Origin of the sequence: Streptomyces sp. NPDC051320 (genome assembly GCF_040682175.1) — a bacterium.
In the GTDB taxonomy this organism is placed as follows: Bacteria; Actinomycetota; Actinomycetes; order Streptomycetales; family Streptomycetaceae; genus Streptomyces.
The window spans coordinates 291,847-307,195 of the sequence record NZ_JBFBAL010000002.1 but is presented as its reverse complement, the minus strand read 5'-3'; the positions used below and the strand labels follow the sequence as shown (position 1 = coordinate 307,195).

Below are 15,349 nucleotides of genomic sequence, written 5' to 3'. Positions count from 1 at the left end.
TTCGAAGCGTGGGCCGACGCGCTGACGGCGAGGCAGCAGCTGGAGGGGTCGCGGCCTCCCGTTGTGGGGTGGCCGGTGATCTGCCTCGGCCGCGCACTTGGGGGCGGGAGGATCTCGTACGCGCCTGGCGGCCTCGGTAGTCATAGCCGCTCAGTCCCCTCCGCCGTGCACGGCGGCAAGGACGGCTGCACCCGGCAGTTCAATGCGGGGAACCGGCTTCCTCGCGCTGTGGTCAAGCCGTCGGAGTACCACTCATGCGCCCAGGTGAGGAGGAGGTCACGTGCTCGCCCGGAGTCGTCGTCTCCGGCCAGGTCGTACGCGTCGGCTCCGAGCTCGGCGCCCGTGGCACTGAGGAAGTCCAGGAACGGTTCAGGACGCGTGCGCCCGGGAGGAGACCCCGGGCAGCGGATCGGCGCGGTGGGCCACGTCCAGGAGCGCCAGCAGTGGCCGTTCGGATAGGCCCAGACGGGGCTGCCACTGGGCGACGATGCTGACCGGGCGAATCTGCCCGGCGAGCGGCAGCTCGACCAGCTCGCCCTCCGTCAGCTCCCGCTGAACCGTGAGCTCCGGCAGCAGTGCGAGACCGCGACCATGCGCGGTCAGCCGCAGCAGTGCGGACAGCGAGCCCGTGATCACCGCGGTCTCGGCCCCCGCGAGCAGGTCGCGCCCGAAGCGGTCCACCAGCATCTCCGCGGTGCAGCCCGGCTCGGACACCAGGAAGTCGTATGCCAGCGTCTGTTCCGGTGTCACTGACTCCGCTCGCGCCAGCGGGTGGGCAGGCCCCGCCACGAGCACCGCGCGGTCGTGTCCGACCACCCTGTGCGGACCGAGCGCCCGTGCCCCGTTGTCGTACTGGAAAACCAGGTCCAGTTCACCGGCAGCGAAGGCGCGTTCCAGCCGGCTCCGGGACGCGACCGTGAGCTCGACGTCGACGCCCGGTCCGGGGCCGCTCGCGCCGTACTCCAGCGCCGTCAGCACCTCCGGCATCCACACATGCGCCAGCGACTCCTGAGCGCCGATCCGCAGTCTGGGCCTGCCGCCGAGCGTGGCCCGGCGCATCCGCTCCTCCAGTTCCAGCGCCTCGCGGGCGTGCGGCAGCAGCCGCTGCCCGGCCTCGGTGAGGGTCGCACCCGTCCCCGCACGCACCAGCACGGTCGTGCCCAGGTCCGCTTCGAGGCGCTTGAGCTGGGCGCTCACGCTCGACTGCGCGTACCCCAACTGCTGGGCGGCAGCGGAGATCCCACCGTGGTCTGCGACAGTGACGAAGGCGCGCAAATAGCGAGTGTCCACTCGGCCAGCGTACCGGCGTCCATCGGACATCCCGATGGGGTCATCGAAGTTACGCCGTCGCCTACCGGAGGCATGCCGGGCCACGCTTCCTCCATGACGACCGACAGCGTGGCCCCCGCCACCCGGACCACCTCACCCACCGCGCCGCCTGCCGTGGCGGTTCCCCCCTCAGCCGCCTGGCGCCGCCTCACCTTTGCCGGAATCGCGACGGGAAATCTGCTCGTCCCCCTCGACACCTCCATCCTCAATGTCGCTGTTCCCGACATGCAGAGCTCCCTCCACCCGGCTGCGGCCGCACTGCCCTGGGCCGTCGACGCGTACACCGTCGTCTTCGCCGGACTGCTGCTGGCCGGCGGGGTGTTCGCCGACAGGTGGGGTGCGCGCCGGGTCTACGGTTACGCGCTCGGCGCCTTCGCTGTGCTCTCCGTACTGTGTGCCCTCGCGCCCGACGTCGGTTCCCTCATCGGCGGTCGCGCCCTGCTCGGCGCCGCCGGAGCCGGACTTGTGCCCGCCTCGCTGGCACTGCTCATCCACATCAGCCCGGACCCTGCCCGCCGTACCCGTGCCATCGGTTCCTGGGCCGCGTTGAGCGGCTTGGGCGCCGCTGCCGGACCGGTGCTCGGTGGGGGTCTGGTCGAACTCGGCGGCTGGCGGCTGGTGTTCCTGGCGAACCCGCCCATCGCGCTCGCCGCCCTGCTGCTCGCCCGGCGTCTCCCGTCTTCGCCCGTCCGGGCAGCGCGCGCCCTCGACCGCGCCGGACTGCTGCTGTCCACCACAGGACTCGGCGCGCTCACCTTCGGACTGGTGGAGGCGGGCATCAAGAGCTGGAGCTCGCCCTACGCACTGTTCCCGATCGGTATCGCGGTGCTCGCCTTCGCCGCACTGACCGCCGTGGAGCGCCGCGTCGTCTCCCCGGTGCTGCCGCCCGCGCTGCTCGCCCTCCCGAAGGTACGCGCCGCCATGGTGGCCGCAGCGGTGTCCTGCTTCGCCTACTTCGGCGGTATGTACATGCTCGCCGTCTGGCTGCAGCACACCTACCAGCTCTCCCCGTTCAAGGCCGGTCTGGCCTCGTTGCCCATCGCCTTTCCGGTCTGCGTGATGCCCTTCTTCACCGGCCGGCTGGTGGCCAGATACGGACCGCGACCGGTACTGCTGTCGGGTATGTCCGCCTCCGTGCTGTCCGGTGTACTGCTGATCTTCACGACGGGGCATCACCCGTCGATCGTCCTGGTCATCGCGGCCGAGCTCGCACTCGCCGCCTCGGGCACTCTCTCCATCCCCGGTGCGGCCGCCGCGATGGCCCTGTCCGCGCCACCCGAGTACGCCGCCACCAGCCAGGGCGCGCTCAACGGCATTCGGCAGGCGGGCTCGGCGCTCGGCGTTGCGGCACTCGGCACGCTGGCCACCCTGCCCACGGCCGGGTTCGTCCTCCTCGTCGTGGGAGCGATCGCGGTCGTACTCGTCGCAAGCGCCACTTCGAAGGCCGGCGGTAACCGACACAGTCGTCGCCGCCAGGGGGCATAGTGCCAGGAACGCTGATGAGGCCCCGGTCGGTAGGACCGCGGCCTCATCAGCTCAGGCATCAGCTCAGCGTCGGTTCCCGACGCCTGTCCGGGCCCGGCGGCTCAGCGGAAGCGTGACATGAAATGTCGGCTCCGGGGATTCCGGGATCCGGCTGCCCGCCCCCTAGGAGCCGCACGTCGCCCCGCCCGCCGGGAAGGTTCACCCCGACTGGGCCATCGACCGGATCCGCACCGGACTCGCCAATCCCGGCCGCGAGCCCGCACCCTGATCAAAATCTCCCCGGTATCGGCGAAGGGCCCCTGCTCGGGAGCGCCGCGTCCGGTCCGCTACGGACGGGGGTAAGCCGTGACGGTCTCCTGGGCGTGGGGCGGCAGCGACGATCGCTCGCCGCCGGATGCCTCCCTGAGCCGGACCGGATCAGAGGCGTTCGAGTTCCTCCGCACGGCGCAGGTCCTTCGGGCTGCCGACCGCTCGGCGCATGCGGAACAGATCATCGCGCCGGACGTAGTCGACATCGAAGCCGCCCGGGGCGGCGACGGTCAGGCGCTGCGCCTGAACTGGGTCGCCGTCCCACAGCAGGTAGAGGTCCCCGGTCAACTCAGGAGAACCGTGCAGGATGCCGGCTACCTGACCGATGACCTTGGCGCGGGCGTCAACCTCGTACAAGGACCTGAGCAAAGGCAAGGGATCGAAGCCGTGCGCGTCAAAGCGGGCCCAGGGGCGAGTGTCAGTGACAAGCAGGGAAGTCCGTCGCTTATGCGTTCGCTACGGAGCGCCCGCTACGGTGCTGCGCACCAGCAAAAAGGCCCTCCCGGAGGGAGGGCCTGACGCCGTGCGGGCGGTGTGCCCCCGGCAGGACTCGAACCTGCGGCCAAGCGCTTAGAAGGCGCCTGCTCTATCCACTGAGCTACGGGGGCCGGACATGTGGCCTCGGTGGCCTGGAGCCCCGGGTCGGACGGGTGCGTGACCTTGCCGGGGAACAGGATAGGGCTCCGTTCGCCTGCACCCCGATGCTCCACCTCCATGACACGATGTGGAGGTTCGGTGAAGCGAACCGATAATCGCAGGCGGGTACGAATCTCGCACGGATTTTGGCGCCTCGCGGCCCGGGTGTTGTGCACTCGTTATGCCTGCGTCCCACTCGTCCCGAGTGTCCCTCGTGTCCGAACGGCCCTGATCACCCCCGATCGGCGCGCAGAAGTGGCTATACGCTTCAAAAAGCGAACCAAATTGGGCATTCTTCCCATGTGGTGACCTTGGATGTACGGCCTCAGCTGATTGACGCACTCTCCGCCCTGCGTGACCGAGTCGCCGCCGTGCGCCTTCCGCTCCCCCTCCCCGGGGCGCCGCGTGCGCGCCGGACACGGACCGAGCTGCTCGCACAGCTCGACGACTATCTGGTACCCCGGCTCAGATACCCGGAGGCGCCCCTGCTCGCCGTGATCGGTGGTTCGACCGGGGCCGGGAAATCCACCCTGGTCAATTCCCTGGTGGGTCGGCGGGTCAGTGAGGCCGGGGTGCTCAGACCGACGACCAGGACCCCCGTGCTGGTCTGCCATCCCGACGATCAGCACTGGTTCGCGGGACAGCGGGTGCTGCCCCAACTCACCCGGGTATGGCTGCCGGAGCAGGACGACACCGGGGACGACGCCGGATCGCACGAGTCCGCGCAGGGAACCTGCAGCACGCTCCGGGTCGAAGTGGCGGAGAGCCTGCCGCGCGGGCTCGCTCTGCTCGACGCGCCGGACATCGACTCGCTCGTCGCGGGCAACCGCGCCCTGGCAGCCGAGCTGATCTGCGCCGCCGACGTGTGGGTCATGGTTACCACGGCCTCGCGCTACGCGGACGCCGTGCCCTGGCATCTGCTGCGTACCGCGAAGGAGTACAACGCGACGCTCGTCACCGTGCTCGACCGGGTGCCGCACCAGATCGTCGGAGAGGTGTCGCGGCAGTACGGCGCGCTGCTCACCCGGGCCGGCCTCGGCGACGCGCCGCGGTTCACCATCCCCGAGCTCCCCGAGTCCGCCGGCGGCGGCAGCGGGCTGCTGCCGACCACAGCGGTGGCGCCGCTGCGCGCCTGGCTCACCCACCGGGTGCAGGACCCGGCCGCCCGGCAGCAGTCGGTGGACCGCACCGCCAACGGGGTGATCGATTCGCTCGGCTCACGGCTCCCCGAGCTGGCCGCGGCCGTTGCCGTGCAGTACGCGGCCGCCGTACGGCTCACCGGCACCGTCGAGGAGGCGTACGCGAGGGAAGGCGCGCGGGTGCGGGCGCGGCTGCGGGCCGGGGCGGCGCTGGCCGGCGACGCGCGGGCCAGATGGCGCGGTTATCCGCTGGTCAGCTCATCCGGGGAGTTGCTGGACGCGCTGGTGGAGAGTTTGACGGTCCTGCTGGAGTGCGCGGTGGCCGCCGCCGACGAGCGGGTGCGCGACACCTGGCGCCAGGAGTCCGCGGCGGCCGAGCTGCGGACGGAGGTGATGGACACCGGTGAGCGTGTCGGCGTCGCGGTGCGGCGCTGGCGCCGGGTGCTCGAGGAACTGGCCGAGGAAGAGGTGCAGCATCTCGACCGGCAGTCCGCGCCGGACCCCGAGGCGGTCGCGGCGCTTCTCGCCGCCGCGCTGCTCGGCGGGCGCCGGACACGCCGGGCGGGGGAGCGGCTGGCCGAGTGGATCGGCGCACAGGGGGTGCTGCGGCTACGGGACAAGGGCGGCGACCTGCTCAGCAGCTATATCGACCGGGTACTGCACGCCGAACGTGACCGCAGACTCGCACCGCTCGACGCACTCGATGTGGGGCCCGAGCCGCAGGCCGCACTGATCGCCGCGTTGTCCGTACTGCAGAAGGAGAGGTACCTGCGATGACCGGAACCTTTGGGGCGATCGAGGCCCGTGGCAGTGGGGCTCGTGATGCCGGCGATGCGGTGGATCGGGCCGATGCAGAGGATTCCCGTGAGGACGGCGAGGTGTTCGGCAGGCGTGAGGTGAGGGGTGAAGCCGCGGTGAACGGTGCGACCGGAGTCGCCGACGCACGCGATACGGAAGACGCCGCCGGCACCGACGGTCGCTCCGGCACCGCCGGAGCCGCCGAGCACAGCGCCGCCGCCGGGGCCGACGAGGCACCCGGGAGAGCCACGGCCGCGGGATTCCAGGACCTGGGTGACAGGCTCGGCGCCGCTGATACCCCGGATACGGCAGACGCTGCCGAGCCTTCCAGTTACCAGTGGGACGACGGCTTCATCGCCCGGCGCGCGACGGCGCGGGACGACGAAACCGGCGACTCACCCGACTTCGACCTGCGCAGGCTGCTCGAGCCTTACGAGGACTTCCCCCGCACCGTCGCATTCGGCACCGAACTCCGCACCCGGCTGGGCGCGCTGCGCGAGCTCGTCGGACTCTCCCGCACCCGGCTCGCGGAGCCGACACTCGGCGAGGCCGGCCGGGTGCTCGATGAGGCGTCGGCCAGGCAGCGGCTCTCCTCGCAGCACACCGTCGTCGCCATCGCGGGCGCGACCGGCAGCGGCAAGTCGACGCTTTTCAACGCCCTGGCCGGGGTGGCGATCTCCGAGACCGGGCTGCGCCGGCCCACCACGTCCGCGCCGCTAGCCTGCAGTTGGACGGACGGCGCCGCGGGACTGCTCGACCGGCTGTCGATTCCGGGGCGGCTGCGCCGCAGGCCTTGGATGAGCGCCGGACCGGGCGAGGCACTGCACGGGCTCGTCCTCATCGATCTGCCGGACCACGACTCGGCTGTGACCGCCCATCGCGACCAGGTGGACCGGGTGATGGAGCTGGTCGACGCGGTGATTTGGGTCGTCGATCCGGAGAAATACGCGGACGCGGCCCTGCACGACCGCTATCTGAAGCCGCTCGCCGGCCATGCCGAGGTCACCTTCGTGGTGCTCAACCAGGTGGACCGGCTGCCGGGGGACGCCACCGACCAGGTGCTCGACGATCTGCGCCGCCTGCTCGACGACGACGGCATGGCACTCGGCGAGCACGGTGAGCCGGGCGCCACCGTGCTGGCGCTTTCGGCGCTCACCGGTGACGGGGTGGGCGAACTGCGGGAGCTGCTGGGGCGGTTCGTCCAGGAGCGTGGCGCCGCGGCACGGCGGCTGTCCGCGGATGTCGACGCGGCGGCGAACGGGCTCCGTCCGGCGTACATCGCCGACCGGCACCCCGGGCTCGACGAACTGACCCGCGAGGAGTTCGGTGAGCGGCTCGGCGACGCGGTGGGCGCGGCGGCCGTGGGCGAGAGCGCGGAGCGCGAGTGGAGCCTGAACGCCATGAAGGCCTGCGGGACACCGTGGCTGCGGCTCTGGCGCTGGTACGAGTCCACCCGGGCCCCCGGCGGGCTCGAACCGACCGTGCAGGAAGCCGAATCGGAATCGGCGGGGACGAAGACGGAGCCGGAGGCCACCTCCCGGCACGAGGTGGAACAGGCGGTGCGCACGGTCGCCGACGAAACGACGGACGGGCTGCCGACGCCATGGGCCTTGGCGGTGCGCGAAGCGGCCGTACGCGGCGCGGAGTGCCTGCCCGAGGCACTGGACGAGCTGGCGGAGAAGGCGGTCGAGCAGGCCACCGACGGCAGCTCGTCCCGGCCGGCCTGGTGGCGGGCCGCCGTACTGACTCAGATCCTGATGACGGTGCACCAGGTCCTCGGCGTGCTCTGGCTGCTGGCCGAGGCGGCGGGCGTTCTGCACGCGGGGCCGCTGACCCCGGTGCTGGTCATCGTGGCCGGAACCGCCGGTGGCCCGCTCGTGGAGTGGCTCTGCGCGATGGCCGTACGGGGCCCGGCGCGCCGGCACGGCCAGGACGTCGAGCGGCGGCTGCGGGAGGCCGCCGGAGCCTGCGGGCGGGCCAAGGTGCTCGACCCGGTCGCGGGGGAGCTGCTGCGGTACCGGGAGGTGCGCGAGCAGTATGTGACGGTGGACGGTTTGTCCACAACCGACAAGTAATCCACAGGCTTGAGCGGGATCGCCCTTCTCCGGCCAGCATGGTCCGGAACAGGAAGGGCCAGGGATATGAACGACACTTTGGTGACGCTGGTAGGAAATGTGGCGACCCAGCCGGAATTCCGCGATTCGGTGACCGGAGGAATGGTTCGATTCAGGTTCGCGGTCACTGCGCGGCGTTGGGACCGCGGGCAGCAGACCTGGTCGGACGGACCAACGAGCTTCTACACCGTCTGGGCATGGCGGACGCTGGCGGCGAATCTGGCGGGTTCGGTCTCGGTGGGTGAACCCCTCGTGGTGCACGGCAGGTTGCGGGTGCGGGAGGAGGACCGCGACGGACAGCGCAGGTTCTCGGCGGACCTCGAAGCGGTCGCCGTGGGCCATGACCTGACGCGCGGAACATCGGCGTTCAAGCGGGTGGTCAAGGCCGACCCGGCCCTCGTCGAACGCACGAAGGAGCCGGTGCCCTGATCCCGCGCGGACGGCCGGCCGCGGCGTTGCCGAGGCGAAAACGCGCCAACTGCCCCTGACCGTAGAGATTTGTCGATATGCCCAGGTGGGACGGGGGTGTGATAACGATTTTGATTCAGAATGGTTATCTGACGGCATGTGTGGAGACTCTGTTGCCTCTGCGTCTCTAGGATCCGTGGATACTCACGGGGCATTTGAGTCCAGCGAGGAACCTCCCCACGCGCACCCGCGCCGCGCTTCGCGCGAAAGGTCCTTGCCCGAAGGGAATTCTGTGTTTTCTGGTTCTTCCATACGGCGACGGGCCACGTCCCGCCTTGCCGCTGCGGCTGTGGCCGCAGGACTGGTTGCCGGCGGCACGCTTGCCGTTGCCGGCCCTGCGTTTGCTGACGACTCGCCGACCAGCTCCTCCGGCGTCACCGCGACGCTCGACAAGGCGACCGTCGCGGTCGGCGACACGGTACAGATCGACGGTAAGGATGAGGGCGCCGGCCTCTTCGAGTTGAAGGTGGACGGCGGCGGGTCGATCAAGACCTACTGCATCGACCTGCACCACTACACCCAGCCGATGACCTCCTACAAGGAGGTCACCTGGGCCGAGTCGTCGCTCGTGCACAACGACAATGCGGGCAAGATTCGCTGGATTCTGGAGCACTCCTACCCGCAGGTGTCGCCCGACGCACTCGGCAAGACGTTCGGCGTCACGCTGAAGGAGGGCCAGGCGGCCGCCGCCACCCAGGCCGCCATCTGGCACTTCTCGGACAACGTCGACGCCACGTCGAAGAACCCGGACGTCCAGAAGCTGACTGACGCGCTGGAGCACGAAGCGCAGAACGTCGGCGAGCCCGGTGCGTCGCTGTCGCTCGGTTCCGCGGAGGTGGCCGGCCACCCGGGCGAGTCGCTCGGTCCGGTGACCGTGCACACCAACGCCTCCAGCGCCGAGGTCGCGCTCGCCCCCGGCGCGCCGCAGGGCGTCACCGTCGTGGGGAAGGACGGCAAGCCCGTCACCCAGGCCACCGACGGCGCGCAGCTGTTCTTCAAGGTGCCCGCCGGCACGCAGCCCGGCTCGGCCAAGCTGACCGTCAGCGCGCAGACCACGGTGCCGATCGGCCGTGCCTTCGTCAGCGAGTCCAAGAGCCAGACCCAGATCCTGGCCGGCACCAGCACCGCGTCGGTCGCGGCGGTCGCCACGGCCAACTGGGCCAGCAAGGGCGCCATCCCGGCGGTCTCCGCCATGAAGGACTGCGCCAAGGGCGGCGTCGACATCACCGCCAGCAACAAAGGTGACCAGCCGTTCACCTTCGAGCTGGGCGGCCAGAAGCACACCATCGAAGCGGGCAAGTCCCAGACGGTGACCATCCCGGTCGCCGAGGACCAGGCCTACGACTTCACCATCAAGGGCCCGAACGGCTTCGAGAAGCGCTTCCAGGGCGTCCTCGACTGCAAGACGGCCGGCACCCCCGCCCCCAGCGCCACCCCGTCGTCGCAGCCCAGCCCGGCCTCGGCCGGCGGCAGCTCCTCGGGCAGCAACGGTGGCGACCTCGCCGAGACCGGTAGCTCCAGCTCCACCCCGATGATCGCGGGCATCGCGGTCGTCCTCGTGGTCATCGGTGGCGGCGCGGTCTTCATGCTCCGCAGGAAGAACGCTTCGGGTCAGTAAGCCCCGCAGCGTAAGCAGTCGGTCAGCACGGCGTGAACGTGTGATGGCTGCTGCGGCCCCGGTACGCCTCGGCGTACCGGGGCCGTTTCCGTCGCGGCGCCCCCACCGGGTTGCCGGACGCGGAATGCCTGTCGGCGTGCACGCGTTGCTGATCATGCGACGGGCGTCCCGTCGACTCGGAGAAGGTGAAGGGCAGTCATGAGCGCATCGAATCCGGCCGTTGGACTGAGCGTTCGCTATGTCGGCGGGCCCACCGCGGTCCTCGAGTTCGCGGGTCTGCGGCTGCTGACCGATCCCACTTTCGACGCGCCGGGGGACTACCCCCTCGGCGACCGGAAGCTCGTCAAGAGTGTGGGCCCGGCGCTCGGTCCGGTCGAGATCGGCAGGGTCGACGCGGTGCTGCTTTCCCACGACCAGCACCCGGACAATCTCGATCGCTCTGGCCGCGCATACGTTGCCGAAGCCGCCCTGACCCTGTCGACCGCTTCCGCGCGCGAGCGACTCGGCGGAAACGTGCGGGCGTTGGCCGACGGCGAGCTGGTCGAGTTGAGGCGCCCGGACGGCGGAACGCTGCGTGTCACCGGAGTACCCGCCCAGCACGGACCTGACGGCAGCGAGCACCTGGTCGGAGAGGTCGCCGGCTTCGTGCTGTCCGGCGATGACCTGCCGACGGTCTACGTCAGCGGCGACAACGCGTCACTGGACGTGGTCCGTGCCATCGCTCAGCGGTTCGGGCCGTTCGACGTGGCGCTGTTGTTCGCAGGTGGCGCCCGGACCCCCCTGGTCGGCGACGCATATCTCACCCTTGCCAGTGATCAGGCCGCAGAGGCGGCCGCGCTCCTCGGCGCCCGGTGGGTCGTACCGCTGCACTTCGAGCACTGGGGGCACTTCACCCAGGGCGCCGAGACGCTGACCGAGGCGTTCGGGAAGGCCGGTCTGGCCGATCGGTTGCGGCTGCCGAAGCCCGGGGAGCGGATCGAGCTGTAACAGCCGCGGACGTGTGCCGCTCTCAGCCGGCACTTCCGCAGTAGCGCGGCCGTTGACGCGCTCACGTCATGGGCTTACCTTTTCCGTGTTCATGAACACACTCACTGTTCATGTGCGTGAACGCGGAGGTGCGGAGAGTTTCCGCGCCCCTGACCGAGACCACTGAGTCGACGGGAAGGCACCCCCCATGCGTACCCGCACGCTGTTCATCTCCCTGGCCGCTGTGACCGCCGCCTTCGGCGGCTTGGCCCTCGTGGCCCCCGTCGCGTCGGGCGCACCGAGCGCTCCGCGCCCCGCGCCCGCTGTGCAGGACGGGTCCCACGGCGGCGCCCGGGTCCTCGCGGACCCGTCGGTCGCACCCGGGGGCAACTTCGATCTGTCGGTGTGGCAGCTCCAGGAGCCGGTGGGCTCGGCGGGGCACCCGACCACGATCTCGTCGTCCCGGCTCCAAGGGGCGGACGGGTTCCAGGACTCGTACTTCTACACCGACACTCGCGACGGCGCGATGACGTTCTGGGCGCCTGAGAAGGGCGTCACCACCCCGAATTCCCACTACGCCCGTTCCGAACTGCGCGAGATGAACCGCGACGGCAGCGCCGCGAACTGGTCGCTCGGCGGCAGCCACCGCCTGAGCGCGACACTGCGGGTGGTGTCGGTGACATCGAACGTCTGCGTCGGGCAGATCCACCTCGGCACGGGCGGTTCGTCCACCAAGCCGCTGGTGGAGCTGTACTACCGGTCGAACGGCGACATCGTCGTCGGTACGGAGGACTCGCCTTCGGGCGGCCAGACGACCCATACGGTGGGCCACGTTTCGGTCGGCAAGACATGGAGCTACACGATCGCCGTCTCGGGCGGCCACACCATCGACCTGACGGTCAACGGCAGCACCACGCACTACGCCATCCCGTCATCCTTCAACGCGTACAAGCAGTACTTCAAGGCGGGCTCGTACAACCAGTCGTCCTCCAGCAGCACCACCAAGGGCGCCCGCGTCGGCTTCTACGGGCTCGCCGTCTCGCACGGCTGACTGCGCACGTCTCCGCACCCTGGCCGGAGGCCCGGCTCACGAAAGCCAGGCCTCCGGCGGGTTTGTCGGCCCGACGCCCACCGGACGCGGCAGACCCTCGCGAGCCGGTCCAGGCCGGCCAGTTGATCTGTCCGTGAGGGTGAGTCGTCTCGACCGGCTGCCTGTCCGGCGAGCGGGGGCGGAGCGGCAGATATTCCCCCGACCACGCGGAGAACGGCCAGCACTGGGAGAACCCGACGCTCGACAGGTTCCTGGAGTCCCTGGAAGCCTGGGTCGCCGGGGCTCCGGCCTGGTACCGGAACTCCGAGCACGAGCTGCCCCCCGATGGTGACTGCGCGTTCTTCGCTCGGGCCCTGACCGCTGCCCGGATCTACGAGTAAGCGCAACAGGCCATCGACTTTGATCAAGGACGGCGTCGGGCCGTCCCTGGGCCGCGCGCGGTCGCTCGGCCGTGACCGACAGCGACGGGCAGTGACAGGCCAGTTACCGGCGGGACAGGCGAAAGGCCAGGTCACGGCCCCTCGTCCATACGGGTTTCCATCCGGGGATGGACGTCAGGCAAGATGGGGTGTATCTGCCCACACATCTATTGCCGGACGGTTTCTCTTGGCTGAGTTCATCTACACCATGCGCAAGACGCGCAAGGCGCACGGCGACAAGGTGATTCTCGACGACGTCACCCTGAACTTCCTGCCCGGCGCGAAGATCGGTGTCGTGGGCCCCAACGGTGCCGGTAAGTCCACGGTGCTGAAGATCATGGCGGGGCTCGAGCAGCCCTCCAACGGCGAGGCGTACATCTCGCCCGGTTACAGCGTCGGCATCCTGATGCAGGAGCCGCAGCTCGACGAGTCGAAGACCGTGCTGCAGAACGTCCAGGACGGCGCCGCCGAGCTCATGGGCAAGCTGCAGCGGTTCAACGAGGTCGCCGAGCTGATGGCGACCGACTACTCGGACGCTCTGATGGAGGAGATGGGCAAGCTCCAGGAGGACCTGGACCATGCCAACGCCTGGGACCTGGACGCGCAGCTCGAGCAGGCCATGGACGCCCTGGGCTGCCCGCCCGGTGACTGGCCCGTGGTGAACCTCTCCGGTGGTGAGAAGCGCCGCGTCGCGCTCTGCAAGCTGCTGATCGAGGCGCCGGACCTGCTACTGCTCGACGAGCCCACCAACCACCTGGACGCCGAGTCGGTGAACTGGCTGGAGCAGCACCTGTCGAAGTACCCCGGTGCCGTGGTGGCCGTGACCCACGACCGGTACTTCCTGAACAACGTCGCCGAGTGGATCCTCGAGCTCGACCGCGGCCGCGCGCTGCCCTACGAGGGCAACTACTCCACCTACCTCGACAAGAAGGCGGCCCGCCTCAAGGTCGAGGGCCGCAAGGACGAGAAGCGCGCCAAGCGGCTCAAGGAGGAGCTGGAGTGGGTGCGCTCCAACGCCAAGGGCCGGCAGACGAAGTCCAAGGCGCGCCTCGCCCGCTACGAGGAGATGGCCGCCGAGGCGGACAAGATGCGGAAGCTGGACTTCGAGGAGATCCAGATCCCGCCGGGCCCGCGGCTGGGTTCCATCGTGGTCGAGGTCGAGAAGCTCTCGAAGGCCTTCGGCGACAAGGTGCTCATCGAGGACCTGTCCTTCACCCTGCCGCGCAACGGCATCGTCGGCGTCATCGGTCCGAACGGCGCGGGCAAGACCACGCTGTTCAAGATGATCCAGGGTCTGGAGACACCGGACACCGGTTCCATCAAGGTCGGCGACACGGTCAAGATCTCGTACGTCGACCAGACCCGGGGCAACATCGACCCGAAGAAGTCGCTCTGGGCGGTCGTCTCGGACGAGCTGGACTACATCAACGTCGGCCAGGTCGAGATGCCCTCGCGGGCGTACGTCTCGGCGTTCGGCTTCAAGGGGCCGGACCAGCAGAAGATGGCCGGGGTGCTCTCCGGTGGTGAGCGCAACCGCCTCAACCTGGCGCTGACCCTCAAGGAGGGCGGCAACCTGCTGCTCCTCGACGAGCCCACCAACGACCTCGACGTGGAGACGCTCTCCTCGCTGGAGAACGCGCTGCTCGAATTCCCCGGTGCGGCCGTGGTCATCTCCCACGACCGCTGGTTCCTGGACCGGGTCGCCACGCACATCCTGGCGTACGAGGGTGACTCCAAGTGGTACTGGTTCGAGGGCAACTTCGAGTCGTACGAGAAGAACAAGATCGAGCGCCTCGGCGCGGACGCGGTCCGCCCGCACCGTGCCACGTACAAGAAGCTGACGCGAGGCTGACCGTGCGGCACATCTACTCCTGCCCCCTGCGCTGGTCGGACATGGACGCCTTCGGGCACGTCAACAACGTGGTCTTCCTGCGGTACCTGGAAGAGGCACGGATCGACTTCATGTTCCGGCTCGCGCCGGGGGACGGTTCGCCGTCGTTCTCCGGCGGGTCGGTGGTGGCCCGGCACGAGATCGACTACGTCCGCCCGCTGGTCCACCGGCACGAGCCGGTGACCGTCGAGTCCTGGGTCACCAAGATCGGCGCGGCTTCGCTGACCATCGCCTACGAGGTCAAGGACGCCGAGCAGGTGTACGTACGGGCGTCGACGATCGTCGTCCCCTACGACCTCCGGGCCCAGCGGCCGCGGCGGATCACCGCCGAGGAGAAGGCCTACCTCCAGGAGTACCTGGACGCGCCGGGAGCGCTCGTCGCATGACGGCACGCCTGGCGTTCGCCGACGCGGGGGAAGCGGCCGATCTCGCCGCTTTCCTGTCCCGGCTGATCCACTACGACCGGGCGGCCGCGGTGCGGCTGCAGGCGGGCGCGGCCGGTGGCGGCGCCGGGCCCGGTGGCGCGCACAGCCTCGCGGTCTTCGGGCGCCCGCCCTCCTTCGAGGTGCTGGCGATCCGCACGGCCCGTCTGGCGACGCCCGCCGCGCTGGACGTCACGGTGTCCGCGGGGGAGCTCCTCGAGTCGGTCGACGAGACCACCGGCACGGCCGCCGTCCCCGCCGCGGTCACCGGGCCGCCCTGGGCCGGTCTGCTGCCGCCCCGCAGCGGCTGGCGGCAGGTCCAGGGCCTGCCGGCGCCCGAGGCGATACGGTCCGCCGTCGCGGCCGTCGTCGCCGAGTTCCGGGCGCGTACCGAGGGATTGGCCGCCGACCGGCGAACCCGGGCGGAGTTCGACCGGATCGGCCGGGAGATCTGGTCGCGGCCGGTCGGCGACACCGAACTCCCGGTACGGGCCGCGCACGCCGCCCAGTCGCTGGGTTTCCTGCGGCCGGTACGGGTCGCGGTGCCGGACTTCGGTACGGCGGGCGGGCCCGGCGAGCCGTTGGCGCTGCTCGCCGCCGGTTCCTGGCTGCGGCTGCGCACCCCGTACGGCTCGGTGGCGGTGCGCAGGGCGACGGAGTCGATCGGTCTCGGCGGGCTGAGCGTCACCCCGGCGTAGTACGGG

At 70.3% G+C, this 15,349-nt stretch carries 12 protein-coding genes and 1 tRNA gene; 10 read left to right on the top strand and 3 right to left on the bottom strand.

Annotated elements, in window-relative coordinates; all coding sequences use genetic code 11:
- Window positions 1-369 precede the first annotated feature (369 nt).
- Window positions 370-1,290 carry a LysR family transcriptional regulator gene (locus AB0M87_RS05460; RefSeq protein WP_365850342.1) on the bottom strand — a complete coding sequence of 307 codons (921 nt, stop codon included), beginning with the start codon at window positions 1,288-1,290 and terminating at the stop codon, window positions 370-372.
- Window positions 1,291-1,383: 93 nt separating this feature from the next.
- Here AB0M87_RS05460 and AB0M87_RS05455 point away from each other — a divergent pair, with 93 nt between their 5' ends.
- Window positions 1,384-2,814 (top strand): MFS transporter, encoded by a 1,431-nt coding sequence (locus AB0M87_RS05455; protein WP_365850341.1) that lies wholly within the window; start codon window positions 1,384-1,386, stop codon window positions 2,812-2,814.
- Window positions 2,815-3,231: 417 nt separating this feature from the next.
- Here AB0M87_RS05455 and AB0M87_RS05450 read toward each other — a convergent pair whose 3' ends face one another.
- A complete protein-coding gene (locus AB0M87_RS05450) occupies window positions 3,232-3,480 on the bottom strand; it encodes a hypothetical protein (RefSeq protein ID WP_365850339.1) in 249 nt (82 codons plus the stop codon).
- Window positions 3,481-3,658: 178 nt separating this feature from the next.
- Window positions 3,659-3,731: transfer RNA gene (locus AB0M87_RS05445), tRNA-Arg, on the bottom strand.
- Window positions 3,732-4,070: 339 nt separating this feature from the next.
- Between AB0M87_RS05445 and AB0M87_RS05440 the strand changes: the two genes are divergently transcribed.
- The 9 genes from AB0M87_RS05440 to AB0M87_RS05400 all read left to right on the top strand — a co-directional run bounded on the left by AB0M87_RS05440 (window position 4,071) and on the right by AB0M87_RS05400 (window position 15,343).
- The gene (locus AB0M87_RS05440) at window positions 4,071-5,675 is read left to right on the top strand and encodes a dynamin family protein (RefSeq protein WP_365850952.1); all 1,605 of its coding nucleotides are present in this window, start codon (window positions 4,071-4,073) and stop codon (window positions 5,673-5,675) included.
- A complete protein-coding gene (locus tag AB0M87_RS05435; protein ID WP_365850337.1) occupies window positions 5,672-7,771 on the top strand; it encodes a GTPase in 2,100 nt (699 codons plus the stop codon). The genes AB0M87_RS05440 and AB0M87_RS05435 overlap by 4 nt, the downstream gene beginning before the upstream one ends.
- 66 nt (window positions 7,772-7,837) lie before the next feature.
- The gene (locus tag AB0M87_RS05430) at window positions 7,838-8,239 is read left to right on the top strand and encodes a single-stranded DNA-binding protein (protein ID WP_365850335.1); all 402 of its coding nucleotides are present in this window, start codon (window positions 7,838-7,840) and stop codon (window positions 8,237-8,239) included.
- Between the two features lie 328 nt (window positions 8,240-8,567).
- The gene (locus AB0M87_RS05425; RefSeq protein WP_365850333.1) at window positions 8,568-9,896 is read left to right on the top strand and encodes a Cys-Gln thioester bond-forming surface protein; all 1,329 of its coding nucleotides are present in this window, start codon (window positions 8,568-8,570) and stop codon (window positions 9,894-9,896) included.
- A 198-nt stretch (window positions 9,897-10,094) separates the two neighbouring features.
- A complete protein-coding gene (locus tag AB0M87_RS05420) occupies window positions 10,095-10,883 on the top strand; it encodes an MBL fold metallo-hydrolase (RefSeq protein ID WP_365850331.1) in 789 nt (262 codons plus the stop codon).
- A 187-nt stretch (window positions 10,884-11,070) separates the two neighbouring features.
- Window positions 11,071-11,913 carry a polysaccharide lyase family 7 protein gene (locus AB0M87_RS05415; RefSeq protein WP_365850330.1) on the top strand — a complete coding sequence of 281 codons (843 nt, stop codon included), beginning with the start codon at window positions 11,071-11,073 and terminating at the stop codon, window positions 11,911-11,913.
- Window positions 11,914-12,519: 606 nt separating this feature from the next.
- A complete protein-coding gene (ettA, locus tag AB0M87_RS05410; RefSeq protein WP_365850329.1) occupies window positions 12,520-14,184 on the top strand; it encodes an energy-dependent translational throttle protein EttA in 1,665 nt (554 codons plus the stop codon).
- Window positions 14,185-14,186: 2 nt separating this feature from the next.
- Window positions 14,187-14,609 carry a thioesterase family protein gene (locus tag AB0M87_RS05405; protein WP_365850328.1) on the top strand — a complete coding sequence of 141 codons (423 nt, stop codon included), beginning with the start codon at window positions 14,187-14,189 and terminating at the stop codon, window positions 14,607-14,609.
- The gene (locus AB0M87_RS05400; protein ID WP_365850326.1) at window positions 14,606-15,343 is read left to right on the top strand and encodes a hypothetical protein; all 738 of its coding nucleotides are present in this window, start codon (window positions 14,606-14,608) and stop codon (window positions 15,341-15,343) included. Before AB0M87_RS05405 ends, AB0M87_RS05400 begins: the two co-directional genes overlap by 4 nt.
- Window positions 15,344-15,349: the final 6 nt, after the last annotated feature.

What these genes read in the sequence shown, in the direction of transcription:
- AB0M87_RS05400 (WP_365850326.1), top strand. Translation starts at nt 14,606, where the DNA reads ATGACGGCACGCCTGGCGTTCGCCGACGCGGGGGAAGCGGCCGATCTC.
- AB0M87_RS05430 (WP_365850335.1), top strand. Translation starts at nt 7,838, where the DNA reads ATGAACGACACTTTGGTGACGCTGGTAGGAAATGTGGCGACCCAGCCG.
- AB0M87_RS05415 (WP_365850330.1), top strand. Translation starts at nt 11,071, where the DNA reads ATGCGTACCCGCACGCTGTTCATCTCCCTGGCCGCTGTGACCGCCGCC.
- AB0M87_RS05435 (WP_365850337.1), top strand. Translation starts at nt 5,672, where the DNA reads ATGACCGGAACCTTTGGGGCGATCGAGGCCCGTGGCAGTGGGGCTCGT.
- AB0M87_RS05420 (WP_365850331.1), top strand. Translation starts at nt 10,095, where the DNA reads ATGAGCGCATCGAATCCGGCCGTTGGACTGAGCGTTCGCTATGTCGGC.
- AB0M87_RS05455 (WP_365850341.1), top strand. Translation starts at nt 1,384, where the DNA reads ATGACGACCGACAGCGTGGCCCCCGCCACCCGGACCACCTCACCCACC.